The following is a 21,548-nucleotide window of genomic DNA, read 5'->3' as shown; positions in this document are numbered from 1 at the left end:
GGGGCGGGCGCTGGAGGCGCCCGCCCACAGCCTCACACCTCGACCCGCAGCTCCTTCAGGCCCCTGATGACATATCCCGGGTTCCACTCGGGCGCGGCGGCCAGGCGCAGGCCGGGCGCCTTGCGCAGCAGCTCACCGAAGGAGGCGGCCAGTTCGACCCGGGCGAGCGGGGCGCCCAGGCAGAAGTGGATACCGGCACCGAAGGTGATGTGCGGGTTCTCCCGCCGGGCGAGGTCCAGGGTGTCCGGGGCCGCGAAGCGGGCGGGGTCGCGGTTGGCCGAGCCGAAGAGCAGGGCCACCTCGGAGCCGCGCGGAATGACGGTGCCGTCGATCTCGATGTCGTCCAGGACCCAACGCTCGAACATCTGAAGGGGGGTGTCGTACCGCATCAGTTCTTCCAGCGCCGTGGGCAGGAGCCCATGGTCGGCACGGAGGGCGGCCAGCTGTTCGGGGTGGCGCAGCAGCGTCCACCAGCCGTTGACCGTGGTGTTGACGGTCGCCTCGTGCCCGGCATTGAGGAGGAGGACGCAGGTGGAGACCATCTCCTGCTCGGTCAGCCGCTCGCCCTCGTCGTGGGCGGCGACCAGGGCGGAAATGAGGTCCGTGCCCGGGTGCGCGCGTCGCTCGGCGATCAGCTCGCGGAGGTACGCGGAGAATTCGAGGGAGGCGCGGACAGCGGCGCGGGCGGTGTCCTCGGACGGATTGAGCTCGAACATCCCGCAGATCGCCGCGGACCAGGGCCGGAGCGGGGCCCGGTCGGACTCCGGGATACCGAGCATCTCGGCGATCACGGCGACGGGCAGCGGCTCGGCGACGGCGGCCAGCAGGTCGCCCCCGCCCTGCTCGACGAAGTCGTCCACGAGTCCGGCGGCCAACCGCTGGACGGTGGGGACGAGCTGTTCGACGGTGCGCGGGGTGAACGCCTTGGACACCAGGCGCCGGATGCGGGTGTGATCCGGCGGTTCGAGGTCCAGCAGCCCTTGCCCGTTGAGCGTCTCGAACGGCTCGTGTTCCGGAGGCGGCGGTGTCCGGCCGAACTCCTCGTGCGTGAACCGGTGCAGATAGGTGCGCCCCAGCCGCCGGTCTCGCAGCAGGGCCGACACGTCGGCATAGTGCGGGACGAGCCATTGATCGGTGGCCTCGAAGTAATGCGCCCGGCCGGTGGCCCGCAGCTCGGCGTAGGCGGGGTACGGGTCGGCTACGAACGCCGCCGACCAGGGGTCGAACGGGGCGGGGGAGGTGCTGGGCTGTTCCATGGGCCGACGCTAGACCACCGTGCTCAGGAAGGGGTGACCAGGCGGGCCTCGTAGGCGAAGACGGCGGCCTGGGTGCGGTCACGGAGGCCGAGTTTGACCAGGATGCGGCTCACATGGGTCTTGATGGTCGACTCGGCGACGACCAGGTGTCCGGCGATCTCCGCGTTCGACAGGCCCTGGGCGATGAGGACGAGCACCTCCGTCTCGCGCTCGGTGAGGTCGCCGACCCGGGCCAGGGCCGGAGGGCGGGGAGCGGAGGCGAGTCGGGAGAACTCGGTGATCAGGCGCCGCGTCACTGTGGGGGCCAGCAGCGCCTCTCCGGAGGCGACCACACGCACCCCGTCGGCCAGCTGGCGGGCCGAGGCGTCCTTGAGCAGGAAGCCGGAGGCCCCCGCGCGCAGGGCCTGGTAGACGTATTCGTCCAGGTCAAAGGTGGTGAGCACGAGGACCTTCGCGTCCGCGTCCGCGGCGACGATCTCGCGGGTCGCCTCGATGCCGTTGAGCTCCGGCATGCGGATGTCCATCAGCACCACGTCGGGGCGGAGCGCGGCGACCTGGGAGACGGCTTCGCGGCCGTTCACCGCCTCGCCGACGACCTCGATGCCCGGCATGGCGTTGAGCAGGACCGAGAAGCCCTCGCGGACCATCATCTGGTCGTCCACGATCAGGACCCGGATCGGCGGACCGGCCGGCTGCGTCGTCATGCCTGCTCCTTGAAGGCACCGGACACGCCGGGCACGGTCTGCTGGGCCGGGATGAAGGCCGTCACCTCGTAACCGCCCTCCTCGGTGGGCTCGGCGGTCATCTCGCCGTTCAGCATCGCGACCCGCTCCCGCATCCCGGTGATCCCGTGCCCGGCGCCCGGCGACGGCTTCACCGGGGCGGTCGGCGGTCCGTTGACCACGCGCAGGCCCAGCCCGCCGAGTACGTAACCGATCTCGACCCTGGCCGTGGCGCCCGGGGCGTGCCGCAGGCTGTTGCTGAGCGCCTCCTGGATGATCCGGTACGCCGACAGCTCGACGCCCTGGGGCAGTTCGCGCACCGCGCCGGTCACCGCCTTCTCCGTCACCAGGCCCGCCTCCCCGACGTTGGTCAGCAGCCGGTCGAGGTCGGCGAGGGTGGGCTGCGGCGCGTCCGGTGCCTCGTAGTCGTCGGCCCGGACGACGCCGAGAACCCGGCGCAGTTCGGTGAGCGCGGCCACGGCGTTCTCCCGGATCGTGACGAACGCCTGCTCCAGCTCCGGCGGCGGGTTCTCCACCCGGTACGGGGCGGCCTCGGCCTGGATGGCGACGACGGACATGTGGTGGGCGACCACGTCGTGGAGTTCGCGGGCGATCGTGGTGCGCTCCTCCAGCAGCGTGCGCCGGTCGCGCTCGACGGCGGTGACGGTGCGCTGCACGGTGACCTCGCGCTGCGCCTCCCGCCGGACCTGGACCATGCTCACCACGAGCAGGGCGAAGGCCGAAGCCACCGCCATGCCCGCGGTGTTCGGCCCGCCGGCCCCGCCGGTGACGACACCCTCCACGACGAGGCCCAGCAGCAGCGTGAGCACCCACATCCAGGCGGCGGTGCGCGGCCTGGTCCTGGCCGCGACGACGAACAGCACCACCAGATGGGAGATGAAGAGGCCCGGCGACCACGGTTCGTAGCCGCCGACCACCACGCTCACCGGCATCAGGACCATCGACATCCAGAACGCCCCGACCGGCCTGATCAGCGTCATCGCGACGCAGACGGCGGGCAGCAGCCCGGACAGCAGGACCCCGGCGTCGCCAGTGACGGTGAACCCCGCCATGAAGGTGATCAGCGCGACGCCCAGCACCACCGCGTGCGGGAACCACGCGGCCCGTGCGGCGAGCCCACGCGGCAGCCGCCCGGTCAGAACCCCGTCCGTGCGCATCGGTGACATCGGCCGGTAGGCGAAGGCGTCCTCGAAGAGGTCTTCCCAGAGGTCGTCCATCACACGCGCGGCGAGCCGTAGCTCCGGGCTTCTGGTCTTGGTCTCGGTCACGCATCCACGGTAGGCGGGGCGGCGGGCCGGGTCGTCAGCAGTGTTGCGGATTCCCGGCCGTCCGTCGCAAGTACTACGCGCGCCCCCACGCACCTACCAGGCGAGCTGGGCGATCTCCTCCGCGACCACCGCGCACGCGTCGGCGGCCGGGTCGATCAGCGGGAAGTGGCCGACGTCCGGCAGCAGCGTCAGCCCCACCGTCTCGCCCTCCTTCGCCGCCGCGTCCACGAACGCCTCGGAGACGGCCGCCGGAACCGTGAGGTCCGTCGTGCCCTGGACGACCGCGGTCGCGATGCCCGTGGGCAGCAGCCGGGACGGATCGGCGTGCGCGCTCCGCTCGGCGAAGTCCTCCGCAGCCCCCAGGAACTGCCCGATGGCCCCCGAGCACACGTCGAGCGCGACCGCCGTGCCGAAGTCCGCGATCGGCGCCAGCGCCACCACACCCCGCAGCGCGGGCGGCCTCGGGAGCCGCCACGGCGACCCCTCCGGCAGTACGTGCCGGGCGGCGGCCCACAGGGCCAGCTGCCCGCCCGCCGAGTGGCCCGTGACGACGATCCGGCGGACGTCCGCCGCCGGCAGTTCCCGCGCCAGCAGCTCCGGCAGCGCGTCCATCGCCGCGGCGACGTCGTCAAAGGTCTCCGGCCAGCGCCCCGCGACCGGGCCGGTCCCGCGCTGCTGCGGAAGCTCGCTGCCCCGCCGGTACTCCACACTGGCCACGGCGAACCCGTGCCGGGCCAGGAAGCCCGCGAACGGCGACACATGCGTCCGGTCGTACGGAGCCCGCCACGCGCCCCCGTGCAGCACGACCACGACCGGCGCGCCGGTGCGGCCCCCGCGCGGGGCGTAGAAGTCGATGACCTGGTCGGGGTGGCTGCCGTAGGCGGCGGACGCGTCGGGGGCGACCGCCGGATGCGAGAAGGCCGACTCGGTCTCGGCGGCGTCCCGCTCGCGCGCGGCGGAATCCGACATCCTGCTCCCACCCTCCCTGTCGTCCGGCCCAACTGGCCTGACCTGCGGGGACGGTACCAGTACGGGGGGCCGCCCCGCCCGCCGGGAATCGGCACCCTCGCGCACCGCGCCGCCCCCGCCCCGCGCGAGCCCCCGCACGGCGCCGTCCGGTGACCGGGGCGAGCCGGTCACCGGACGGATGCGGCAGCCTACGCCGCCGGAGCGCCCAGAACCTCCGCGAGCACCCGCGCCGCGCGTTCCGCGTCCGCGAACCCCACGTACAGCGGTGTGAAACCGAAGCGCAGCACATCCGGGCGGCGCAGGTCCCCGACGACTCCGCGCGCGATCAGCTCGGCCATCACGGGTTCGGCGTCGTCGCACCGCAGCGCGACCTGGCTGCCGCGCTCCGCGTGGGCGGCCGGGGTGACGGAAGTGACCCGGCCCTCGGGGGCGTACGCCTCGACGCACTCCAGGAAGAAGTCCGTCAGCGCCAGGGACTTGGCCCGGACCGCGTCGATCCCGACCCCGTCCCAGACGTCGAGGGACGCCTCCAGGGCCAGCATGGACAGGATGTCCGGCGTGCCGACCCGGCCCCGGACCGCACCGTCCGCCGGGGTGTAGCCGGGCGTCATCGCGAACGGGTCGGCATGCGACGTCCACCCCGGCAGGGGCGAGTCGAAGGACGCCTGGTGGCGCTCGGCGACGTACAGGTAGGCGGGCGAACCGGGGCCGCCGTTGAGGTACTTGTACGTGCAGCCGACCGCCAGGTCCACGCCGTGCTCGTCCAGACCGACCGGGAGCGCGCCCGCGCTGTGGCACAGGTCCCAGACGGCGATCGCGCCCGCGGCCCGCACCGCGGCGGTCAGCCCCGGCAGGTCGTGCAGCCGGCCCGACCGGTAGTCGACGTGGTTGAGCAGCACGGCGGCGGTCCGCGGACCGACCGCGCCCGGCACGTCGGCGGGTGCGACCGGCACGATCCGGTGGCCGGTCATCCGCGCCGCCGAAGCGGCGATGTAGCCGTCCGTGGGGAACGTCTGCGCGTCGACCAGGATCTCGTCGCGGCCCTCCGGCGCCAGCCGGGTCGCGGCGACGAGGGCCTTGAAGACGTTCACGCTGGTCGAGTCCCCGACGACGATCTGGCCGGCCGCCGCGCCGACGATCGGGGCAATGCGGTCACCGACCCGTTCCGGCGCCGTCCACCAGCCGCTCTCGCCCCAGGACCGGATGCGCAGCTCACCCCACTCGCGGGTGAGGACCTCCTGCACCCGGGCGGGCACATGGCGCGGCAGCGCGCCGAGCGAGTTGCCGTCCAGGTAGACCGTGTCGTCCAGGGTGAACAGCTCGCGCAGCGGCGCGAGGGTGTCCGCGGTGTCGAGCGCCTGTGCGCGCTCCTGCAGGTCAGACATGGCTGCGGGCCGTCCAGAGCTCGGGGAACACGTTCTTCGTGGCGCGCTTCTCCAGCCAGGCCACGCCGGCCGAGCCGCCGGTGCCGGTCTTGGAGCCCATGGCCCGCCGGGTCGCGAGGAGATGGTCGTTGCGCCATCGCCACACCAGCTCGCCGACGTCCGTCAGTACCTCGCCGAGGCGGACCAGCTCGTCGTTCTGGTCCGGGTTGGCGTAGATCTCCGTCCAGACGGCCTCGACCTCGGGCGACGGCTCGTACTTCCGGGTCAGGTCGCGGCCGAGCACGGACTCCGGGATCGCGTGCCCGCGCCGGGCGAGCAGGGCGAGGGCCTCGTCGTACAGACCGGGCTCCGCGAGGGCCTTCTCCAGCTCCGCGTGGACGCGGGGCGCGCCCCGGTGCGGCACCAGCATGGACGCGGACTTGTCGCCGAGCAGGAATTCCATCCGCCGGTACATCGCCGACTGGAAACCGGAACCCTCGCCGAGCGAGGACCGGTAGGAGTTGAACTGGGCGGGAGTGAGCTGGGCGAGCGGCGTCCAGGAGGCGTTCAGGGCCTCCAGTTCGCGCAGCGACCGCTTCAGCGCGTCCTGCGCGACGTCCAGGCGGTCCTCGCGCATCGCGTGCGCGGCGGTCTCCCACTCATGGACGATGACGGTGAACCACAGCTCCATGACCTGGGTGGTGACCAGGAAGACCATCTCGCCGGGATCGTCCGAGCGGAGGTGCTGGAGGTGGGTCAGGACATCCGCCTGGACATAGTCCTCGTACGGAGTCGTGCCCGCGAAGTCGAGGTGCGGGGTCGCCGCACCGGTGGCTTCGGGGTCGGGGTGAATCGTCGACATCGCTGTCTCCTCGACACGAGCTTCCGGGTAGCGGTCCGCCCCTTCCCTTCGGAAGTGGAGCCCCGGTCCCCTGTTCGCATACTAAACGCCTGCTCCGGACACGCGCAGGCCCCGCAGTCGCGGATGCGGAATTGCGGGGCCTGCGGTACGGCGTCGGCTAGCCGAGGGTCTCGGCGGCGGTCGGCGAGGAGTCGCGCAGGAACGTCGAGCAGCGCTCGTACTCCTCCTGCTCGCCGATCGACTGCGCGGCCCGCGCGAGGGCGTGCAGGGCGCGGAGGAAGCCGCGGTTCGGCTCGTGCTCGAACGGTACGGGGCCGTGCCCCTTCCAGCCGGCCCGGCGCAGCGCGTCGAGGCCGCGGTGGTAGCCGGTGCGGGCGTAGGCGTACGACTCGATGACCCGGCCGCCCTCGAACGCCTCGTCGGCGAGCTGCGCCCAGGCCAGCGAGGAGGTCGGGTACTTCGCGGCGACGTCGGCGGGCGCGGTGCCGGCGGCGAGCAGTTCGCGCGGCTCCGGGTCGTCGGGCAGGTGGGTCGGGGGCGGGCCCCCGAGCAGGTTCTCGTGGATCGACATGCTCCCAGTGTGCCTGGCACGGGGCCCGCCGAGGACCGGGTGGGGCCGAATCCCGCCCCGGCCCGTGCGGCGGCCGCGGGTGCTCCGCGCGCCTCAACCGGTGGTGTCCGGCGGGGCGGCCGCCGGTTCGGGTTCCAGCGGCGGGCTCGTGACGCCGCAGTGCACCGCGCACTCCGGCCGCGCGGTGTCGTCCACGGGGGCGGGCGTGCGTACGGTCAGCCAGGCGATCAGCGCGCCGAGCACCAGCAGTCCGGCGCACATCGGCATGGCCCGCCGGAACGTCGCGGCGAACTCCCCGGCGTCCCGGTACGCCTCCGGCCCCATGCCGGCGAGCAGCGGCAGCGCGGCCACCGCGATCAGGCCGGCGGCGCGTGCGGCGGCGTTGTTGATGCCGCTGGCGAGCCCGGCCCGGCCGGTGTCCACGGAGGCCAGGACGGTCGCGGTGAGGGGCGCCACGACGGTGACGAGCCCGACGCCCAGCACGGCCACGGCGGGCAGTACGTCGGTCAGGTAGCCGGTGAAGGAGTTGGAGCCCTCCCCCACGCGCAGCATCAGCAGCATCCCGGCAGCGGCGATCAGCGGCCCGGCGGTGAGCGGGATGCGCGGGCCGATGCGCTGGCCCAGCTCGCCCGAGGCGGCCGAGAACAGCAGCATCAGGAGGGTGGTCGGCAGCAGCGCGGTGCCGGCGCCCAGCGCCGAGTAGCCGGCGACGACCTGGAGCTGGATCGCGGAGAGGAAGAAGTAGCCGCCGAGCGCCGCGTACACGCACAGGGTGACGATGTTGACGGCGGTGAACTGCCGGGAGGCGAACACCGAGGGCGGCAGCATCGGGTGTGCCCGCCGTCGTTCGAGCTGGACGAAGGCGGCACCGAGGAGCACCCCGCCCACCGCCGACCCGATCACGGCCGGGGAAGCGCCCTGCCCCGGCGCGGCGATCAGCGCGTACGTCACCAGTGCGAGCGCGAGGGCGCCGAGAGCAGCCCCGGCGACATCGAAACGCCCCCGCGCGTCCGGGTCCCGCGATTCCGGTACGTGGCGCAGCGCGACGGGCACGCAGACGGCTGCGAGCGGCAGGTTGAGCAGGAACACCCAGCGCCAGCCCGGTCCGTCGACCAGCCAGCCGCCCAGGAACGGCCCCACGGCGGCGCCGACCCCGCCGAACCCGGACCACAGCCCGACCGCGCGGGCCCGGTCGTCGGGATGGAAGCTCGCCTGGATCAGGGCCAGCGAGCCGGGCGTCAGCAGCGCACCGCCGACCCCTTGGAGGGCGCGGGCGGCGATGAGCACGGGGGCGTTCGGCGCGAGGCCGCAGACCAGCGAGGCGGCGGCGAACCAGATGACGCCGACCACGAAGACCCGCCTCCGGCCGTAGCGGTCACCGAGCGCCCCGCCCAGCAGGATCAGTCCCGCCAGGGTCAGCATGTAGGCGTTGACGGTCCACTGGAGCGCGGCCAGGTCGGTGCCCAGGTCGTCGCCGATGCGGGGCAGGGCGACGTTGATGACGGTGGAGTCGAGCATGGCCATGCTCGACCCGAGCACCGTCGTCAGGACGACCCAGCGCCCGGCGGCGGAGGCCACCCGGATCGCGGGACCGTCCGCCTCGCTCTTCTCCATGGCCTCAGCATCGTCGGCACCAGGCCGAAGGGCCACCCGGAGCCCTCAGCCGGCGACCCGTACGGCTTCGATGCCCCGGATCAGCGCATCGAGCCCCGTCTCGACCTTGCTCCGCGCGCATCCCACGTTGAGCCGCACGAAGCCCTCGGCCCCGTAGGTGCTGCCGGGCATCACCGCGACGCGCTCCCGCTCGATCAGTACGCGCTGCAACGCCTCGTCGTCCCGGACGCCCGCGCGCCGCAGATCGATCCAGGCCAGGTATCCGGCCTGCGGCGGCTCCCACTCCAGGGCGGGGAACGCGGCGTTCAGCCGGTCGGCGACCAGGGCCAGGTTCTCCACGACGTATGCGCGTACCGCGTCGAGCCACGGGCCGCCCTCGCGGTACGCGGCGATGTGCGCGGTCAGCGAGAGCACCGCCGGTGAGGCGAGGCCCTCCGCCGTCTCCATCCGGCGCAGATACTCGGTCCGGTCCTCCGGCCGCCCGATGAGGCCGTACGACCCGGTCAGCGCCGGGAAGTTGAACGACTTCGAGGCCGAGGTGATGACCGCCCAGCGCGCATCGCCGCCCACCCGGCTCCACGGCACGTGCGGGCGTCCGCCGTGCACGAAGTCCGCGTGGATCTCATCGCTGATCACGGCCACCCCGTGGCGCGCGGCGAGCTCCGCCATCCCGGCGAGCTCCGTCTCCGTCCACACCCGACCGGACGGGTTGTGCGGGGAGCAGACCAGGAGGACCTTGCTGTCCGGGCGCGCGAGCTCCCGTTCCAGCGCGTCCGTGTCCCCCAGCGGCACGCCCCGCAGCTCCCGCCCGAGCCCGTGGACCGCCTTGCGGAAGCCGTCGTACGTGGGCGTGTGCAGGACCACGCCGTCGCCCTCGGACGTCCACATCTGGAGCAGCTGCGAGAGCTGGCTGAGCACGGACGGCCCGTACACCAGGCTCCCGGTGTCGATCGCGGTGTCGTACCGCGTCGCGTACCAGTGGGCGATGGCCGGCCGGAAGTCGCCCAGCCGCCAGTCCGTGTAACCGAGCACGCCGTGTTCGAGCCGGGTGCGCAGGGCGGCCAGCACCTCGGGTGCGGTCTCGAAGTCCATGTCGGAGATGGTGAACGGCAGCAGCCCGTCCACCCCGAAGCGGTCCGCGACCCCGTCCCACTGGACGCACCAGGTTCCGCGGCGGTCGATCACGGTGTCGAAGTCGTAGGACGTACTCACAGCTGTTCCCTCGGGTCGTGCGTGACGGGTCCGGACATGCCGTGGGGGCGGGCCCCCCCCCGGGGGGGGGGCGCCCCCCCCCCCCCCCCCCCCCGCGCCGGGGGGGGGGGCGGGGGGGGGGGGGGGGGGGGGGGGGCCCCCGGGCCGCCCCCCGGGGGGGGGGGGGCGGGGGCCGCCCCGGCGGGGGCCCCGCCCCCCGGGGGGGGGCCGGCCCCACGCCACACATCCGTACCGGATTACTTCAGCTTGGTGCCGGTGGAGCGCAGGTTGGCGCACGCCTCCGTGACGCGCTTGGCCATGCCGCCCTCGGCGGACTTGCCCCAGCTGCGCGGGTCGTAGACCTTCTTGTTGCCGACCTCGCCGTCGACCTTCAGCACACCGTCGTAGTTGCTGAACATGTGGTCCACGATCGGGCGGGTGAAGGCGTACTGGGTGTCGGTGTCGAGGTTCATCTTCACGACGCCGTTCTCCAGCGCGGTGGTGATCTCCTCGGCGGTGGAGCCGGAGCCGCCGTGGAAGACGAAGTCGAACGGCGACGTCTTGCCGTACTTGGCGCCGACACCCTCCTGGAGGTCCTTGAGGAGCTCCGGGCGCAGGACGACGTTGCCCGGCTTGTAGACGCCGTGCACGTTGCCGAACGAGGCGGCCAGCAGGTAGCGGCCCTTCTCGCCCAGACCCAGCGCCTCGGCGGTGCGCAGCGCGTCGTCCACCGTGGTGTAGAGCTCGTCGTTGATCTCGTGGGTGACGCCGTCCTCCTCGCCACCGGTCGGGGTGATCTCGACCTCAAGGATGATCTTGGCAGCGGCGGCCTTGGCCAGCAGCTCCTGGCCGATGGCCAGGTTGTCGGCCAGCGTCTCGGCGGAGCCGTCCCACATGTGCGACTGGAACAGCGGGTTCAGGCCCTTGGCGACGCGCTCGGCGGAGATGTCGAGCAGCGGACGGACGTAGCCGTCCAGCTTGTCCTTGGGGCAGTGGTCCGTGTGCAGCGCGACGGTGACGTCGTACTTGGCGGCGACGATGTGCGCGAACTCGGCGAGGGCGACGGCGCCCGTGACCATGTCCTTGTTGTACTGGCCGCCCAGGAACTCCGCGCCGCCGGTCGAGATCTGCACGATGCCGTCGCTCTCGGCCTCCGCGAAGCCGCGCAGGGCGGCGTGCAGGGTCTGGGTCGACGTCACGTTGATGGCCGGGTAGGCGAACTTGCCTGCCTTCGCCCGGTCGAGCATCTCGGCGTATGCCTCGGGGGTTGCGATGGGCATCTGTCCGCTCCTTGGGATGTGCGGGTGTGCGTTGCTGGGTCCCTGACCTGGGGGCGACGTCATCGTCGCCCCCATCTTCCCAGACTCTGGTTCCGGCTCCACCCGGCGGTGTCCCCCAGGATCGGGGGTACCCGTTCGCAGGGATACGACAAAGGCGGTCGGTTTCACGTGAAACCGACCGCCTCCGGAGAAACCCGCAGGTCACGCCAGGTCGAGGTCCGGGACCGAGTAGACGTGGACGTACGGAAGGCCCGCCTCGGCGATGGCCGGAGCGGCACCGCGCTCCACGATCACGGCGACGGCCACGACCTCGCCACCGGCCTCGCGCACGGCCTCGACGGCGGTCAGCGGCGAGCCGCCGGTGGTCGAGGTGTCCTCGACGACGAGGCAGCGACGGCCCTTCACGTCCGTGCCCTCGATCCGGCGCTGCATCCCGTGGGCCTTCTGCGCCTTGCGGACGACGAAGGCATCCAGCTCCTGGCCACGGGCCGCGGAGGCGTGCAGCATCGAGGTGGCGACCGGGTCGGCGCCGAGCGTCAGCCCGCCCACGCAGTCGTAGTCCAGCTCGGCAGTCGCGTCGAGCATGACCTGACCGACCATCGGGGCGGCCTTGCCGTCCAGCGTGATGCGGCGCAGATCGATGTACCAGTCGGCCTCCAGGCCGGAGGAGAGCGTCACCTTGCCGTGAACCACGGCCTTGTCCTTGATCTGCTGGAGCAGCTCAGCGCGTACGTCAGTCATGGCTACGAGGATAAGGCGCGCGTTTTCCGCGGCGGCCCGCCGAGGGCACGAGCCCGTCCACCGACGGCCGGGCCTCCCGCGCTCAGAGCCGGCGCCAGCTCCAGGTGGTGGCGATCTCCAGCGGGTCGACCGGGGTGACATAGCGCGGGTCGGTGTTCAGCCCGTTGGGCGGGCCCGACTGCGGCTCCACGCAGACCGCCTCGTCCTGCTCGTCGTAGATCACGACCCACTCGGACCGGCTCTTGACCGTCAGCTCCAGCCGCTCCGGCCAGGTGAGCGTGACGTCGACACCGTCCGGCATCCCGAAGCAGTCGTCCCACGGGCCGGGCCGGGGCGGAATCCGGCGGCCGGTCGGCAGGTGGTTCTCGCCGCGCTCCTCCTGCCAGGCCGCGTCGAAGTCGATACGGGCCTCCTCGCCGGTGTCGAGGCGACGCCGGAACCACGGGTGCCAGCCCGCCTGGGCCGGGAAGGAGTCCCCGTACGTCTCAATGCCGAAGGCCAACGTGAGGGAGTCCTCGGCCAGTTCGAAGGTCTGGGTCACCCGGCCCGGGTACGGCCAGGGGTCGGCCAGGTCGTAGTAGAACGACGCCTGGGTGCCGCTCTCCAGGGCGGTGTGCCACGCCGTGTCGCGGCCCGTGCCATGGATGGCGTGCGGCGGCGCGGTCAGCGGCAACTGGTGGAGGACGCCACCGTCGCGGAACTGTCCGTTCTCGGTCCGGCCGCACCACGGCACCATCGGGAAGCAGCCGTACCGCTCCCCCTGCCGCAGCAGTTCGGTACCGCCGATCCGCAGGCTGCTGATCCGGCAGCCGTTGGCGGGGTTCACGGTCAACTCTGTGTCGCCGACGGAGAGCCGGACGTCCTTCTCGCTACTGCTCACGGCACGACCCTACTGGCGCCGCTACCTCCGCCGCCGCAACGCCCGGCTGACGACCACCGCGGAGGCGAGGGCCAGGGCCGCCGCCGGGGCGACCCAGCGCAGCGTCGCACCCGCACCGCCCGAATCCGGCGAGGGCACGGGGGCGTACCGGCCGCGCGGCGGCGCGTGGTCGACCTCCTCCGCGCTGCGCCCGATCATGGTGCGCCTGGCGTGTGCCGCCTCGGCCGGAGGCCCGTCCGGCACGGTGAACTCGATCCCGGCGACGGGGTCCAGCGACGACGGCGGGACGGGTGCGTCGAACAGCGACTCCGCGCCCTGCGACGGCTCCCCGTCCCGTTCCCCGTCCTGCTGTGCGCCCGGCTGCGCGCCCCGCTCGCCCGGCTGCTCCGCGCCCGGGGCCTCGTCGGGGGCGGCCTCGTGCGTCGGCAGCGTCTCGTCGGCGCCGCTCAGGGGTCCGGAGCCGCTGAGCGGGGACCCGGCCGAGGGCTCGGGCCCGGTCTCGTCCGCGTCCTCGGCGGCCTCTTCGAGCGCCTTCTCCACGGCCTCCCCGACGGCCAGCTCATCGGCGGTGACCTCGGCCGCGCCCGGCGTCTCCGGCGTACCGGCGGAAGCTCCGCCGCCCTCCGCCCCGCCGCCCCACGCCTCGTCGGCCGCGCCCTCGCCCCGGGCGGCCAGCGACTCCGTCACGAGCTGCTGGGCGAACCGGTCCAGCAGGCGGTGGGCCGTCGACAGCGCCGCCGCCGGCTCCAGGTCGCGCAGGCGGCCGTCACCGCTCGCACCGCCCTCGAAGGTGATCGACGTGCCCTCGTCGCCCTCCGCCAGCCGGAGGGTGAGCGTGAGCTTCGCCGAACCCCCGCCGCGGGCCTCCACGCCCTCGCCCTCCACCAGGACGGCGTGCACGGAATCCACGTCCGGGTCACCCGGCAACGGTGTCAGGCGCAGCGTGCCCCGGTAGGTGATGGTGTGGCCGCCCGCCCGGATTCTGAGCCGCCCCGCCAGGGGGCCCGCCGCCGCGTCGGCGTCCTGCTGGAACCCCGGTACACAGCGGGCGACCCGGGCAGGGTCGCCCAGCGTCCGCCGCAGGGCCGGGACCGGAACCGGAACGAACACCTCATGCTCCATGGTGAACGAGCCTACTCAGCCCCGGCCGTCCCGTCAGCGCTTCCGCATCCGCGACCGCCCCGCACCTCCGGCACCGCGCATGCCCGCGACCTCACCGCTCCTCCCAGTAGCGCGGGTGCACCAGCGTCGACGGCGCGAGGCCGGAAAGCCGCCCGGCCTCCGCCCTGCGCCCCGCGTCAAGCAGCCCCGGCACGCTCAGGGAGCGCAGGGCGGGCGCGTCCGGGTCCAGGCCGAGCGCGGGCGTCGACGCCCTCCCGGCCAGCAGGAACCCCCAGCCGCCGGCCCCGTCCGCGCCGCCCTCGGCCCGGTCGGGGCCGGCCGCGGAGCCCGACTCGCGCCCGCTGATCCGATAGGGGCGCGGACGCAGCCCTGCCGCCCGCATGGAGGCGTCGACCGTCCAGTAGGTGCGCGGCCGCGAGACGGGCGGCCCCACGTGCACCGCGAGCCGCCCGCCCGGTGCGAGCGCTTCGGCGACCAGACCGTAGAACTCCGCCGAATAGAGCTTCGTGCTCGCGGAGATCCCGGGGTCGGGGAGGTCGGAGATCACGACGTCGTAGCGGCCGCGGGCGGTCCGCAGCCAGGTGAACGCGTCACCGGTCACCGTCGTCACGCGGGGATCGTCCAGCGCGTGCGCGTTTAGCGCGGAAAGCGCGTGGTCCGTACGGGCCAGTCGGGTGACGGCCGGGTCCAGCTCGACCAGGGTCACGCTCCGCACGTCCGGGTAGCGCAGCACCTCCCGCGCCGCCAGCCCGTCCCCGCCGCCCAGGATCAGGACCCTGGCGCGCGTCCCGTTCATCGCCGGGTGCACCAGTGCCTCGTGGTAGCGGTACTCGTCGCGGGAGCTGACCCGCAGCCGCCCGTCCAGATAGAGGTCCAGGGAGCTGCGCCCGGCCCCGGTCAGCACGACCTCCTGCACATCGGTCTGCACGGCGACCCGCACCTGGTCCCCGTACACCGCGCGCCGCGCCACGCGCTCGAAGTCGTCGGCCAGCAGCGCGGCCGTGGCCAGCACCGCGATCACCGTGACATTGGCGGCGATGAGCAGCCACCGTGCCCCGGGGGTCAGGTCCCGCCGGAACACCCACAGCACCAGCGCCCCGCCCGCCGCCGCGTTCACCGCACCGGTCAGCAGCGCGCCGGTGAGCTGGCCGAGCATCGGCAGCAGCAGGAACGGGAAGGCGAGGCCGCCGACGAGCGCGCCCACGTAGTCCGCCGCGAACAGGTCGGCGACGGCCCCGCCCGCGTCCTGCCGGTCCACCCGCTGGATCAGCGTCATCAGCAGGGGGATCTCCGCACCGATCAGGATGCCGATCGTCAGCGAGAACCCGACCAGCGCGTATCTCGACTCGCCGAACCAGGCGAACGACGCGTAGAGCACCAGCGCCGAGAAGCCGCCCACGAGGGCGAGCGCCGTCTCGATCAGACCGAAGCCCACCGCCGCCCGGCCGCGTAAACGTTTCGCGAGCAGCGAGCCGATCCCCATCGCGAACACCATCACGGAGAGCACGACGGACGCCTGGGTGACCGAGTCACCGATCAAGTAGGAAGCGAGCGCCACCAGTTCGAGCTCGTACACCAGTCCGCAGGCGGCACAGACGAAGACGGCGGCCAGGACGAGGTACCGACCGGTCCTCGGCCGCACGGGAAGCCGCGCCGCGCCCCCTCGCAGCGACACCTGCTGGTCGATCATGCCGCGAACGCTACGTCACCGATCGCTCGCCGCTTGTCACCCACAAGGGTGCATCTGGCGCACCCGGGGCGCGGCGGGCGTGCGTCACAGCGCCACCGCGGGCATACGCACGCCCACCCGGGTCCGCGTCACCACGAGCTGCCCCTCCTGCGGGTACGCGTGCCAGGTGCGCCAGCGCACCTGGCCCTCGGTCCGCTGGGCGAGCATCGCCGTGAAGGCGTGTGGGCTGCCCGGAAACGTTCCGGCCAGGCCGTGCGGGTGGTCGGCGACGAGCGCCAGCAACTCCTGCGCGCGCCCGGCGAAGGAGCCCGCGTTCAGCGTCTCGACGCGTGCCGCGAACTCGTACTCCCAGCCACCGATCCGCTTGGCGACGCCCAGCGGCAGCGGGGTGCTGCTGCCGGGCATACAGGCGACGGTCTCGGAACAGCTGCCCTGCTCCTCCTCCAGGAGCACCTGGTGGGAGGCGCCGAGCAGCCGCAACTGCAGGGTGGCACCGGCGAGTTCGAGGTCGAGGACGGCCAGCGCCGGGAGCGGTTCGCGCCCCAGCGCCCAGGCCAGATCGGCGGCACGGGTATCGGAATAGGCCGTATGGAGGGTCGTGAGCATGGGTCGGCTCCGCAAACACGCATGGACACATGGACAGGGGACGCCCCCGCGTCGTGCGCGTGGGAGGTGGGAAGCGCCCGATCAGGTCCAACTGGGGTCCGAGGGCTGAATGTTCTCTCCAACGAGGGAATCACGAACTACGCCGCACTCACAGCGTTTTTGCCCAACTTGCCGGGGTTTCCATCCCACTCGGGGGGCCTTCCGCTCACCTGTTCACCGCAGACCCGCCGGACACCCCAACAAAAAGGAGCCCGGCGGGACTTGGCGCGTGCGCCGCGCCTCCCACCGGGCCCCGGGGCGTGTCCGCTGACACGCCCTCGCGGACCAACTGCCCCGTGTCAGCTGCCCCCGCCGCAGGAGGAGCCCCCGCCGCACGAGGACCCTCCGCCGCAGGAGTGGCCGCCCGAGTGCCCACCGCCGCCCGAGTGCCCACCGCCACCGGAGTGCCCGCCTCCGCTGCCGCAGGACGAGCCGCCGCCGCTGTCCCCGGCCCACCAGCTGCCCCCGGCGGCCGAGCCGCCCGCCGTACCGCGCCGCCTGCTGCGCGCCGGCGTACGCCCCCGTCCGCCGGCCCCCGCCAGCATCGCGACGAGGACCACGACCAGCACGACCAGAATCAGACCGACCAGCACACCGCCCATGACCTCACGTCCTTCCTTCCCCCGAAGCGAGGCCCCCCGCTCCGCGCCCGTCCGGCGTGCAGGGGAGATGCCCCCGCCGCCGTACGGCCAAAGCAGACTTGAGCAAGTCCAGAGCTTGCGCGCAGGATGGCGGCCATGACACACGGACGACCGCTGCTCAACCGCCGCCTCGCCGAGTTCGGCACGACGATCTTCGCGGAGATGTCCGCGCTGGCCGTCCGCACCGGAGCCATCAATCTCGGCCAGGGATTCCCCGACACCGACGGCCCCGAGGAGGTCCGCGAGGCCGCTGCCCGCGCTGTGCGGGAGGGCAAGGGAAACCAGTACCCGCCCGGCCCCGGCGTCCCCGAGCTGCGCACCGCGATCAGCGGGCACCAGCAGCGGCGCTACGGCCTGGCCTTCGACCCCGACACGGAGGTGCTGGTCACCGCGGGCGCCACCGAGGCCATCGCCGCCTCGCTCCTGGCGCTCCTGGAGCCCGGCGACGAGGTCATCGCGCTGGAGCCCTACTACGACTCGTACGCCGCCTGCATCGCGATGGCGGGCGCGACGCGCGTTCCCGTCACGCTGCGCCCCGACACCTCCGCCGGCACCTACCGGCTGGATCTGGACGAACTGCGCGCGGCGGTCACACGCCGTACCCGGCTGCTGCTGATCAACACCCCGCACAACCCGACCGGCACGGTGCTGAGCCGCGAGGAACTGGAGGCCATCGCCGAGCTGGCCCGCGAGCACGACCTCCTCGTCGTCACCGACGAGGTCTACGAGCACCTGGTCTTCGAGGGGGAACACCTGCCGCTGGCCGGCTTCCCCGGCATGCGCGACCGCACGGTCACCATCTCGTCGGCCGGCAAGACGTACTCCTACACCGGCTGGAAGATCGGCTGGGTCACCGGCAGTGCCGAGCTGGTGACGGCGGTGCGCTCGGCGAAGCAGTACCTGACGTACGTCTCCGGCGGCCCGCTCCAGTACGCCGTCGCCGAGGCGCTGCGGCTGCCCGACAGCTTCTACGAGGATCTGCGGGCGGACCTGCGCGCCAAGCGGGACCTGCTCTGCGCGGGCCTCGCGGAGGCCGGATTCGCGGTCTACCGCCCGGCCGGCACCTACTTCGTCACCACCGACATCCGCCCGCTCGACGCGGCCGGTGACGGCATCGCGTTCTGCCGGGCACTGCCGGAGCGCTGCGGAGTGGTGGCCGTCCCCAACGCCGTCTTCTACGACCACCGCGACCAGGGCGCCCCCTTCGTCCGCTTCACGTTCTGCAAACGGACGGACGTGCTCCAGGAGGCCGTGTCCCGGCTGAAGCGGCTCTGACGCGTGAAGAGGCCCGGCGCGGGTTCCCCCGGCCGGGCCTCTTCACGCGTGCGGAGAGGACTCAGGCGTCCGGAGCGGACTGCTCCGTGCCGTCCTCGGACTTCTGCTCGGCCGGGGCCAGGCCCAGGCGCTCCAGGAGCCACTTGTCGAACTCGATGGAGGCGCGCACCCAGCTGACCGTCGAGGAGACGAAGTGCTCCAGGGAGACGCCGGTGCCGATGAGCATCTGCGCCTCACCGATCAGGCGGACCGACGGGCCGGCCTCCTCGCCCTCCTCGGGCTCGTGGGTGTGCGTGTAGACCTTGGGCCACAGGGTGCGGCGGTTCCAGTCGTCGATCGCGTCGAGGAGGACCGGGCGCTGGTCCGTGGCGTGCGGGCGGTCGTAGAACGTACGGACCGAGAAGACCTGCTGCTCGCCTTCGCCGCGGAACATGAAGTACGTGCGGAATTCCTCCCACGGAGCGGCGAGGTCGCCCTCGTCGTCAACGACGTACTTCAGCTCCATCTGGTCGAGCAGCTGCTTGACGAGGTCCTGGTCAGGGACGACGGGGCCCTCCGGTCCTGCCGCCTGCGGTTCGGGCTGGGCCCCGAAGTTAGGAATCGAGGACGGATCGATGCTCACCGTTACTTCCCTTCGTGCGGTTGGCTGCCATCCTCTCTTATGCCGGGCGGGGCATGGCAAGCCCGGAAGGCCCCGATCCGCCACAAGCTGATATTCAGCGGGCGGGAACGGGGCCGGGGCCTTCCGATGACGCCGTACGGATTCCGCTTACCGCGTCGGCGCGGCGGCTCTCAGCTCGCCGCTCCGACGATCAGGCCGTCCTCGAAGCGGTCCACGCGGACCGTGTCGCCGTCCCTGATCTCGCCCGCCAGGATCTCCTTGGCGAGCCGGTCGCCGATCGCCGTCTGGATGAGGCGGCGCAGCGGCCGGGCACCGTACGCCGGGTCGTTGCCCTCCTCGGCCAGCCAGGCCAGGGCCTCCGGGGTGACGTCCAGCGTGAGCCGCCGGTCGGCCAGGCGCCTCGCGAGCCGGTCGATCTGAAGGCCCGCGATGTGCGCCAGCTCGTCGCCAGACAGCGCGGAGAAGACCACCAGGTCGTCCAGCCGGTTCAGGAACTCCGGCTTGAAGGAGGCCCGGACGACCTCCAGGACCTGGCTCTTCTTCTCCTCCGGTTTGGTCAGGGGGTCGGTCAGGTACTGGCTGCCGAGGTTGGACGTCAGGATCAGGATGGTGTTCCGGAAGTCCACCGTCCGGCCCTGTCCGTCGGTGAGCCGCCCGTCGTCCAGGACCTGGAGCAGGATGTCGAAGACCTCGGGATGGGCCTTCTCGACCTCGTCCAGCAGGACGACGCTGTACGGGCGGCGGCGGACCGCCTCCGTGAGCTGGCCGCCCTCCTCGTAACCGACGTAACCGGGCGGGGCGCCGACCAGCCGGGCGACGCTGTGCTTCTCGCTGTACTCGCTCATGTCGATGCGGACCATGGCCCGCTCGTCGTCGAAGAGGAAGTCCGCGAGGGCCTTCGCCAGCTCGGTCTTGCCGACCCCGGTCGGGCCGAGGAAGAGGAACGAGCCGGTCGGGCGGTCGGGGTCGGCGATGCCGGCGCGGGTGCGGCGTACCGCGTCCGAGACGGCCTGCACGGCCTCGGTCTGCCCGATCAGGCGCTTGCCCAGCTCCGACTCCATGCGCAGCAGCTTCTGCGTCTCGCCCTCCAGGAGGCGGCCGGCCGGGATGCCGGTCCAGGCGCCCACGACGTCCGCGATGTCGTCCGGTCCGACCTCTTCCTTGACCAGGGTCTCCTTGGGCTCGCGGGCGGCCTCCTGCTCGGCCTCGTCGGCCTCGGCCAGCTCGCGTTCCAGGCCGGGGATCTCCCCGTACAGCAGCTTCGACGCGGTGTCGAAGTCGCCGTCGCGCTGGGCGCGTTCGGCCTGGCCGCGCAGGTCGTCCAGGCGTTCCTTCAGCTCACCGACCCGGTTGAGGCCCTGCTTCTCCTTCTCCCAGCGGGCGTTGAGGCCGCGCAGCTCCTCCTCCTTGTCGGCGAGGTCGCGGCGCAGCTTCTCCAGGCGCTGCTTGGAGGCGGCGTCGGTCTCGTTCCTGAGGGCCAGCTCCTCCATGTGCAGACGGTCGACGGAGCGCTGCAGCTCGTCGATCTCGACGGGCGAGGAGTCGATCTCCATGCGCAGCCGCGAGGCCGCCTCGTCCACCAGGTCGATGGCCTTGTCGGGCAGGAAGCGGGAGGTGATGTAGCGGTCGGACAGGGTCGCGGCGGCGACCAGGGACGCGTCGGCGATCTGGACCTTGTGGTGGGCCTCGTAACGCCCCTTGAGGCCGCGGAGGATCGCGATGGTGTCCTCCACGGACGGCTCGGCGACCAGCACCTGCTGGAAGCGGCGCTCCAGGGCGGGGTCCTTCTCGATCCGCTCGCGGTATTCGTCCAGCGTGGTCGCGCCGACCATCCGCAGCTCGCCGCGGGCCAGCATCGGCTTGAGCATGTTGCCCGCGTCCATCGCGGAGTCGCCGCCGGCGCCCGCGCCCACGACGGTGTGCAGCTCGTCGATGAACGTGATGATCTGGCCGTCGCTCTCCTTGATCTCGGAGAGGACGGTCTTCAGGCGCTCCTCGAACTCGCCGCGGTACTTCGCGCCCGCGACCATGGCACCGAGGTCGAGCGAGACGAGCCGCTTGTCCTTGAGGGATTCGGGAACGTCGCCCTTCACGATGCGCTGGGCGAGCCCTTCGACCACGGCGGTCTTGCCGACGCCGGGCTCGCCGATGAGCACCGGGTTGTTCTTGGTGCGCCGCGAGAGCACCTGGACGACGCGGCGGATCTCCTGGTCCCGGCCGATGACCGGGTCGAGCTTGCCCTCGCGCGCGGCGGCGGTGAAGTCCGTGCCGAATTTCTCCAGGGCCTTGTACTGGCCCTCCGGGTCGGGAGTGGTCACCCGGCGCCCTCCCCTGCTCTTCTCGAACGCGTCCAGCAGCTTCTTCGCACTGGCCCCCTGCCCGTCGAGGATCTCACCGGCACGGCCGCCCTTTGCGGCGGTCCCGATCAGCAGGTGCTCGGTGGAGACGTAGTCGTCGCCCAGCTCCTTGGCGCGCTGCGCGGCGTCCGCGATGACGGCGAGCAGTTCGCGGTTGGGCTGGGGCGGCGCGACGGTCGACCCGGTCACGCTGGGCTGCGCGGCCAGGAGCCGTTCCGTCTCGGTGCGAACGGCGATCTGGTCGGCCTCGACGGCGGCCAGCAGATCGACCAGATTCTCGTTGTCCTCACCCGCGAGCAGCGCGAGCAGCAGATGCCCCGGGGTCAGATCGGGATGCCCGTCCTTCACGGCCCTGCTGGTGGCCGCGTTGATGGCGTCCCTGCTCCTGTTGGTCAGCTCGGCGTCCACGTGCGCTGTCTCCTCCTTGCGATGACGAGTCCGTTCCTCTTACTGACAC

At 72.7% G+C, this 21,548-nt stretch carries 19 protein-coding genes; 1 reads left to right on the top strand and 18 read right to left on the bottom strand.

The genetic code is table 11. The annotated features are described in order from the left end of the window. Positions 1 to 32: 32 nt before the first annotated feature. From ACZ6C6_RS19475 to ACZ6C6_RS19400, 16 genes are all read right to left on the bottom strand, one after another. Entirely contained in the window at positions 33 to 1,256 is a 1,224-nt protein-coding gene (locus tag ACZ6C6_RS19475) for a cytochrome P450 (RefSeq protein WP_469204340.1), read from the bottom strand. A 23-nt stretch (positions 1,257 to 1,279) separates the two neighbouring features. Then, positions 1,280 to 1,960 (bottom strand): response regulator transcription factor, encoded by a 681-nt coding sequence (locus tag ACZ6C6_RS19470; protein ID WP_365677154.1) that lies wholly within the window; start codon positions 1,958 to 1,960, stop codon positions 1,280 to 1,282. Next, positions 1,957 to 3,216 carry a sensor histidine kinase gene (locus ACZ6C6_RS19465; protein ID WP_469204692.1) on the bottom strand — a complete coding sequence of 420 codons (1,260 nt, stop codon included), beginning with the start codon at positions 3,214 to 3,216 and terminating at the stop codon, positions 1,957 to 1,959. Before ACZ6C6_RS19465 ends, ACZ6C6_RS19470 begins: the two co-directional genes overlap by 4 nt. A 144-nt stretch (positions 3,217 to 3,360) precedes the next feature. Continuing rightward, complete coding sequence (locus tag ACZ6C6_RS19460) at positions 3,361 to 4,236, bottom strand: alpha/beta hydrolase family protein (protein WP_469204338.1); 876 nt, start codon at positions 4,234 to 4,236, stop codon at positions 3,361 to 3,363. Positions 4,237 to 4,424: 188 nt separating this feature from the next. Continuing rightward, entirely contained in the window at positions 4,425 to 5,621 is a 1,197-nt protein-coding gene (gene kynU, locus ACZ6C6_RS19455) for a kynureninase (protein WP_469204336.1), read from the bottom strand. Continuing rightward, positions 5,614 to 6,462, bottom strand: a complete 849-nt coding sequence (locus ACZ6C6_RS19450) for a tryptophan 2,3-dioxygenase family protein (RefSeq protein ID WP_469204334.1) — start codon at positions 6,460 to 6,462, stop codon at positions 5,614 to 5,616. The genes kynU and ACZ6C6_RS19450 overlap by 8 nt, the downstream gene beginning before the upstream one ends. A 157-nt stretch (positions 6,463 to 6,619) precedes the next feature. Continuing rightward, complete coding sequence (locus tag ACZ6C6_RS19445; protein WP_361027655.1) at positions 6,620 to 7,033, bottom strand: DUF3151 domain-containing protein; 414 nt, start codon at positions 7,031 to 7,033, stop codon at positions 6,620 to 6,622. Positions 7,034 to 7,126: 93 nt separating this feature from the next. Beyond that, the gene (locus ACZ6C6_RS19440) at positions 7,127 to 8,647 is read right to left on the bottom strand and encodes an MFS transporter (protein WP_469204332.1); all 1,521 of its coding nucleotides are present in this window, start codon (positions 8,645 to 8,647) and stop codon (positions 7,127 to 7,129) included. A 45-nt stretch (positions 8,648 to 8,692) separates the two neighbouring features. Beyond that, positions 8,693 to 9,859: a MalY/PatB family protein gene (locus tag ACZ6C6_RS19435; RefSeq protein ID WP_469204330.1), complete on the bottom strand. Its 1,167-nt coding sequence runs from the start codon at positions 9,857 to 9,859 to the stop codon at positions 8,693 to 8,695. A 236-nt stretch (positions 9,860 to 10,095) separates the two neighbouring features. After that, positions 10,096 to 11,118 carry a class II fructose-bisphosphate aldolase gene (gene fbaA / locus ACZ6C6_RS19430; protein ID WP_469204328.1) on the bottom strand — a complete coding sequence of 341 codons (1,023 nt, stop codon included), beginning with the start codon at positions 11,116 to 11,118 and terminating at the stop codon, positions 10,096 to 10,098. 201 nt (positions 11,119 to 11,319) lie between these two features. Next, positions 11,320 to 11,859 carry an orotate phosphoribosyltransferase gene (pyrE, locus tag ACZ6C6_RS19425; protein WP_326737181.1) on the bottom strand — a complete coding sequence of 180 codons (540 nt, stop codon included), beginning with the start codon at positions 11,857 to 11,859 and terminating at the stop codon, positions 11,320 to 11,322. 82 nt (positions 11,860 to 11,941) lie between these two features. Continuing rightward, positions 11,942 to 12,739, bottom strand: a complete 798-nt coding sequence (locus ACZ6C6_RS19420; RefSeq protein WP_469204326.1) for an aldose epimerase family protein — start codon at positions 12,737 to 12,739, stop codon at positions 11,942 to 11,944. Positions 12,740 to 12,760: 21 nt separating this feature from the next. Then, positions 12,761 to 13,849, bottom strand: coding sequence for an SRPBCC domain-containing protein (locus tag ACZ6C6_RS19415; RefSeq protein WP_469204691.1), 1,089 nt, complete (start codon positions 13,847 to 13,849; stop codon positions 12,761 to 12,763). Positions 13,850 to 13,952: 103 nt separating this feature from the next. Next, positions 13,953 to 15,551, bottom strand: coding sequence for a polyamine aminopropyltransferase (locus ACZ6C6_RS19410; protein WP_469204324.1), 1,599 nt, complete (start codon positions 15,549 to 15,551; stop codon positions 13,953 to 13,955). A gap of 84 nt (positions 15,552 to 15,635) precedes the next feature. After that, the gene (locus ACZ6C6_RS19405; protein WP_469204322.1) at positions 15,636 to 16,157 is read right to left on the bottom strand and encodes a DUF2617 family protein; all 522 of its coding nucleotides are present in this window, start codon (positions 16,155 to 16,157) and stop codon (positions 15,636 to 15,638) included. 338 nt (positions 16,158 to 16,495) lie between these two features. Then, on the bottom strand, positions 16,496 to 16,798 hold the full coding sequence (locus ACZ6C6_RS19400; RefSeq protein ID WP_469204320.1) for a hypothetical protein: 303 nt from the start codon (positions 16,796 to 16,798) through the stop codon (positions 16,496 to 16,498). Positions 16,799 to 16,933: 135 nt separating this feature from the next. Between ACZ6C6_RS19400 and ACZ6C6_RS19395 the strand changes: the two genes are divergently transcribed. Next, positions 16,934 to 18,112, top strand: a complete 1,179-nt coding sequence (locus tag ACZ6C6_RS19395) for a pyridoxal phosphate-dependent aminotransferase (protein WP_469204318.1) — start codon at positions 16,934 to 16,936, stop codon at positions 18,110 to 18,112. A 61-nt stretch (positions 18,113 to 18,173) separates the two neighbouring features. On the opposite strand, the gene ACZ6C6_RS19390 is transcribed toward ACZ6C6_RS19395, so the two are convergent. Next, a complete protein-coding gene (locus tag ACZ6C6_RS19390) occupies positions 18,174 to 18,734 on the bottom strand; it encodes a YbjN domain-containing protein (protein WP_469204316.1) in 561 nt (186 codons plus the stop codon). Between the two features lie 170 nt (positions 18,735 to 18,904). Further along, positions 18,905 to 21,499, bottom strand: coding sequence for an ATP-dependent chaperone ClpB (clpB, locus tag ACZ6C6_RS19385; RefSeq protein WP_469204314.1), 2,595 nt, complete (start codon positions 21,497 to 21,499; stop codon positions 18,905 to 18,907). Positions 21,500 to 21,548: the final 49 nt, after the last annotated feature.

This window comes from Streptomyces sp. NPDC041814, from assembly GCF_055590565.1.
Note: the sequence above shows the minus strand (reverse complement) of the source record. Positions and strands in the feature narration are given on the sequence as shown.

What these genes read in the sequence shown, in the direction of transcription:
- ACZ6C6_RS19405 (WP_469204322.1), bottom strand. Translation starts at nt 16,157, where the DNA reads ATGCTCACGACCCTCCATACGGCCTATTCCGATACCCGTGCCGCCGAT.
- ACZ6C6_RS19475 (WP_469204340.1), bottom strand. Translation starts at nt 1,256, where the DNA reads ATGGAACAGCCCAGCACCTCCCCCGCCCCGTTCGACCCCTGGTCGGCG.
- ACZ6C6_RS19440 (WP_469204332.1), bottom strand. Translation starts at nt 8,647, where the DNA reads ATGGAGAAGAGCGAGGCGGACGGTCCCGCGATCCGGGTGGCCTCCGCC.
- pyrE (WP_326737181.1), bottom strand. Translation starts at nt 11,859, where the DNA reads ATGACTGACGTACGCGCTGAGCTGCTCCAGCAGATCAAGGACAAGGCC.
- fbaA (WP_469204328.1), bottom strand. Translation starts at nt 11,118, where the DNA reads ATGCCCATCGCAACCCCCGAGGCATACGCCGAGATGCTCGACCGGGCG.
- ACZ6C6_RS19470 (WP_365677154.1), bottom strand. Translation starts at nt 1,960, where the DNA reads ATGACGACGCAGCCGGCCGGTCCGCCGATCCGGGTCCTGATCGTGGAC.
- ACZ6C6_RS19465 (WP_469204692.1), bottom strand. Translation starts at nt 3,216, where the DNA reads ATGGACGACCTCTGGGAAGACCTCTTCGAGGACGCCTTCGCCTACCGG.
- ACZ6C6_RS19445 (WP_361027655.1), bottom strand. Translation starts at nt 7,033, where the DNA reads ATGTCGATCCACGAGAACCTGCTCGGGGGCCCGCCCCCGACCCACCTG.
- ACZ6C6_RS19395 (WP_469204318.1), top strand. Translation starts at nt 16,934, where the DNA reads ATGACACACGGACGACCGCTGCTCAACCGCCGCCTCGCCGAGTTCGGC.
- ACZ6C6_RS19410 (WP_469204324.1), bottom strand. Translation starts at nt 15,551, where the DNA reads ATGATCGACCAGCAGGTGTCGCTGCGAGGGGGCGCGGCGCGGCTTCCC.
- kynU (WP_469204336.1), bottom strand. Translation starts at nt 5,621, where the DNA reads ATGTCTGACCTGCAGGAGCGCGCACAGGCGCTCGACACCGCGGACACC.
- ACZ6C6_RS19460 (WP_469204338.1), bottom strand. Translation starts at nt 4,236, where the DNA reads ATGTCGGATTCCGCCGCGCGCGAGCGGGACGCCGCCGAGACCGAGTCG.
- ACZ6C6_RS19400 (WP_469204320.1), bottom strand. Translation starts at nt 16,798, where the DNA reads ATGGGCGGTGTGCTGGTCGGTCTGATTCTGGTCGTGCTGGTCGTGGTC.
- ACZ6C6_RS19450 (WP_469204334.1), bottom strand. Translation starts at nt 6,462, where the DNA reads ATGTCGACGATTCACCCCGACCCCGAAGCCACCGGTGCGGCGACCCCG.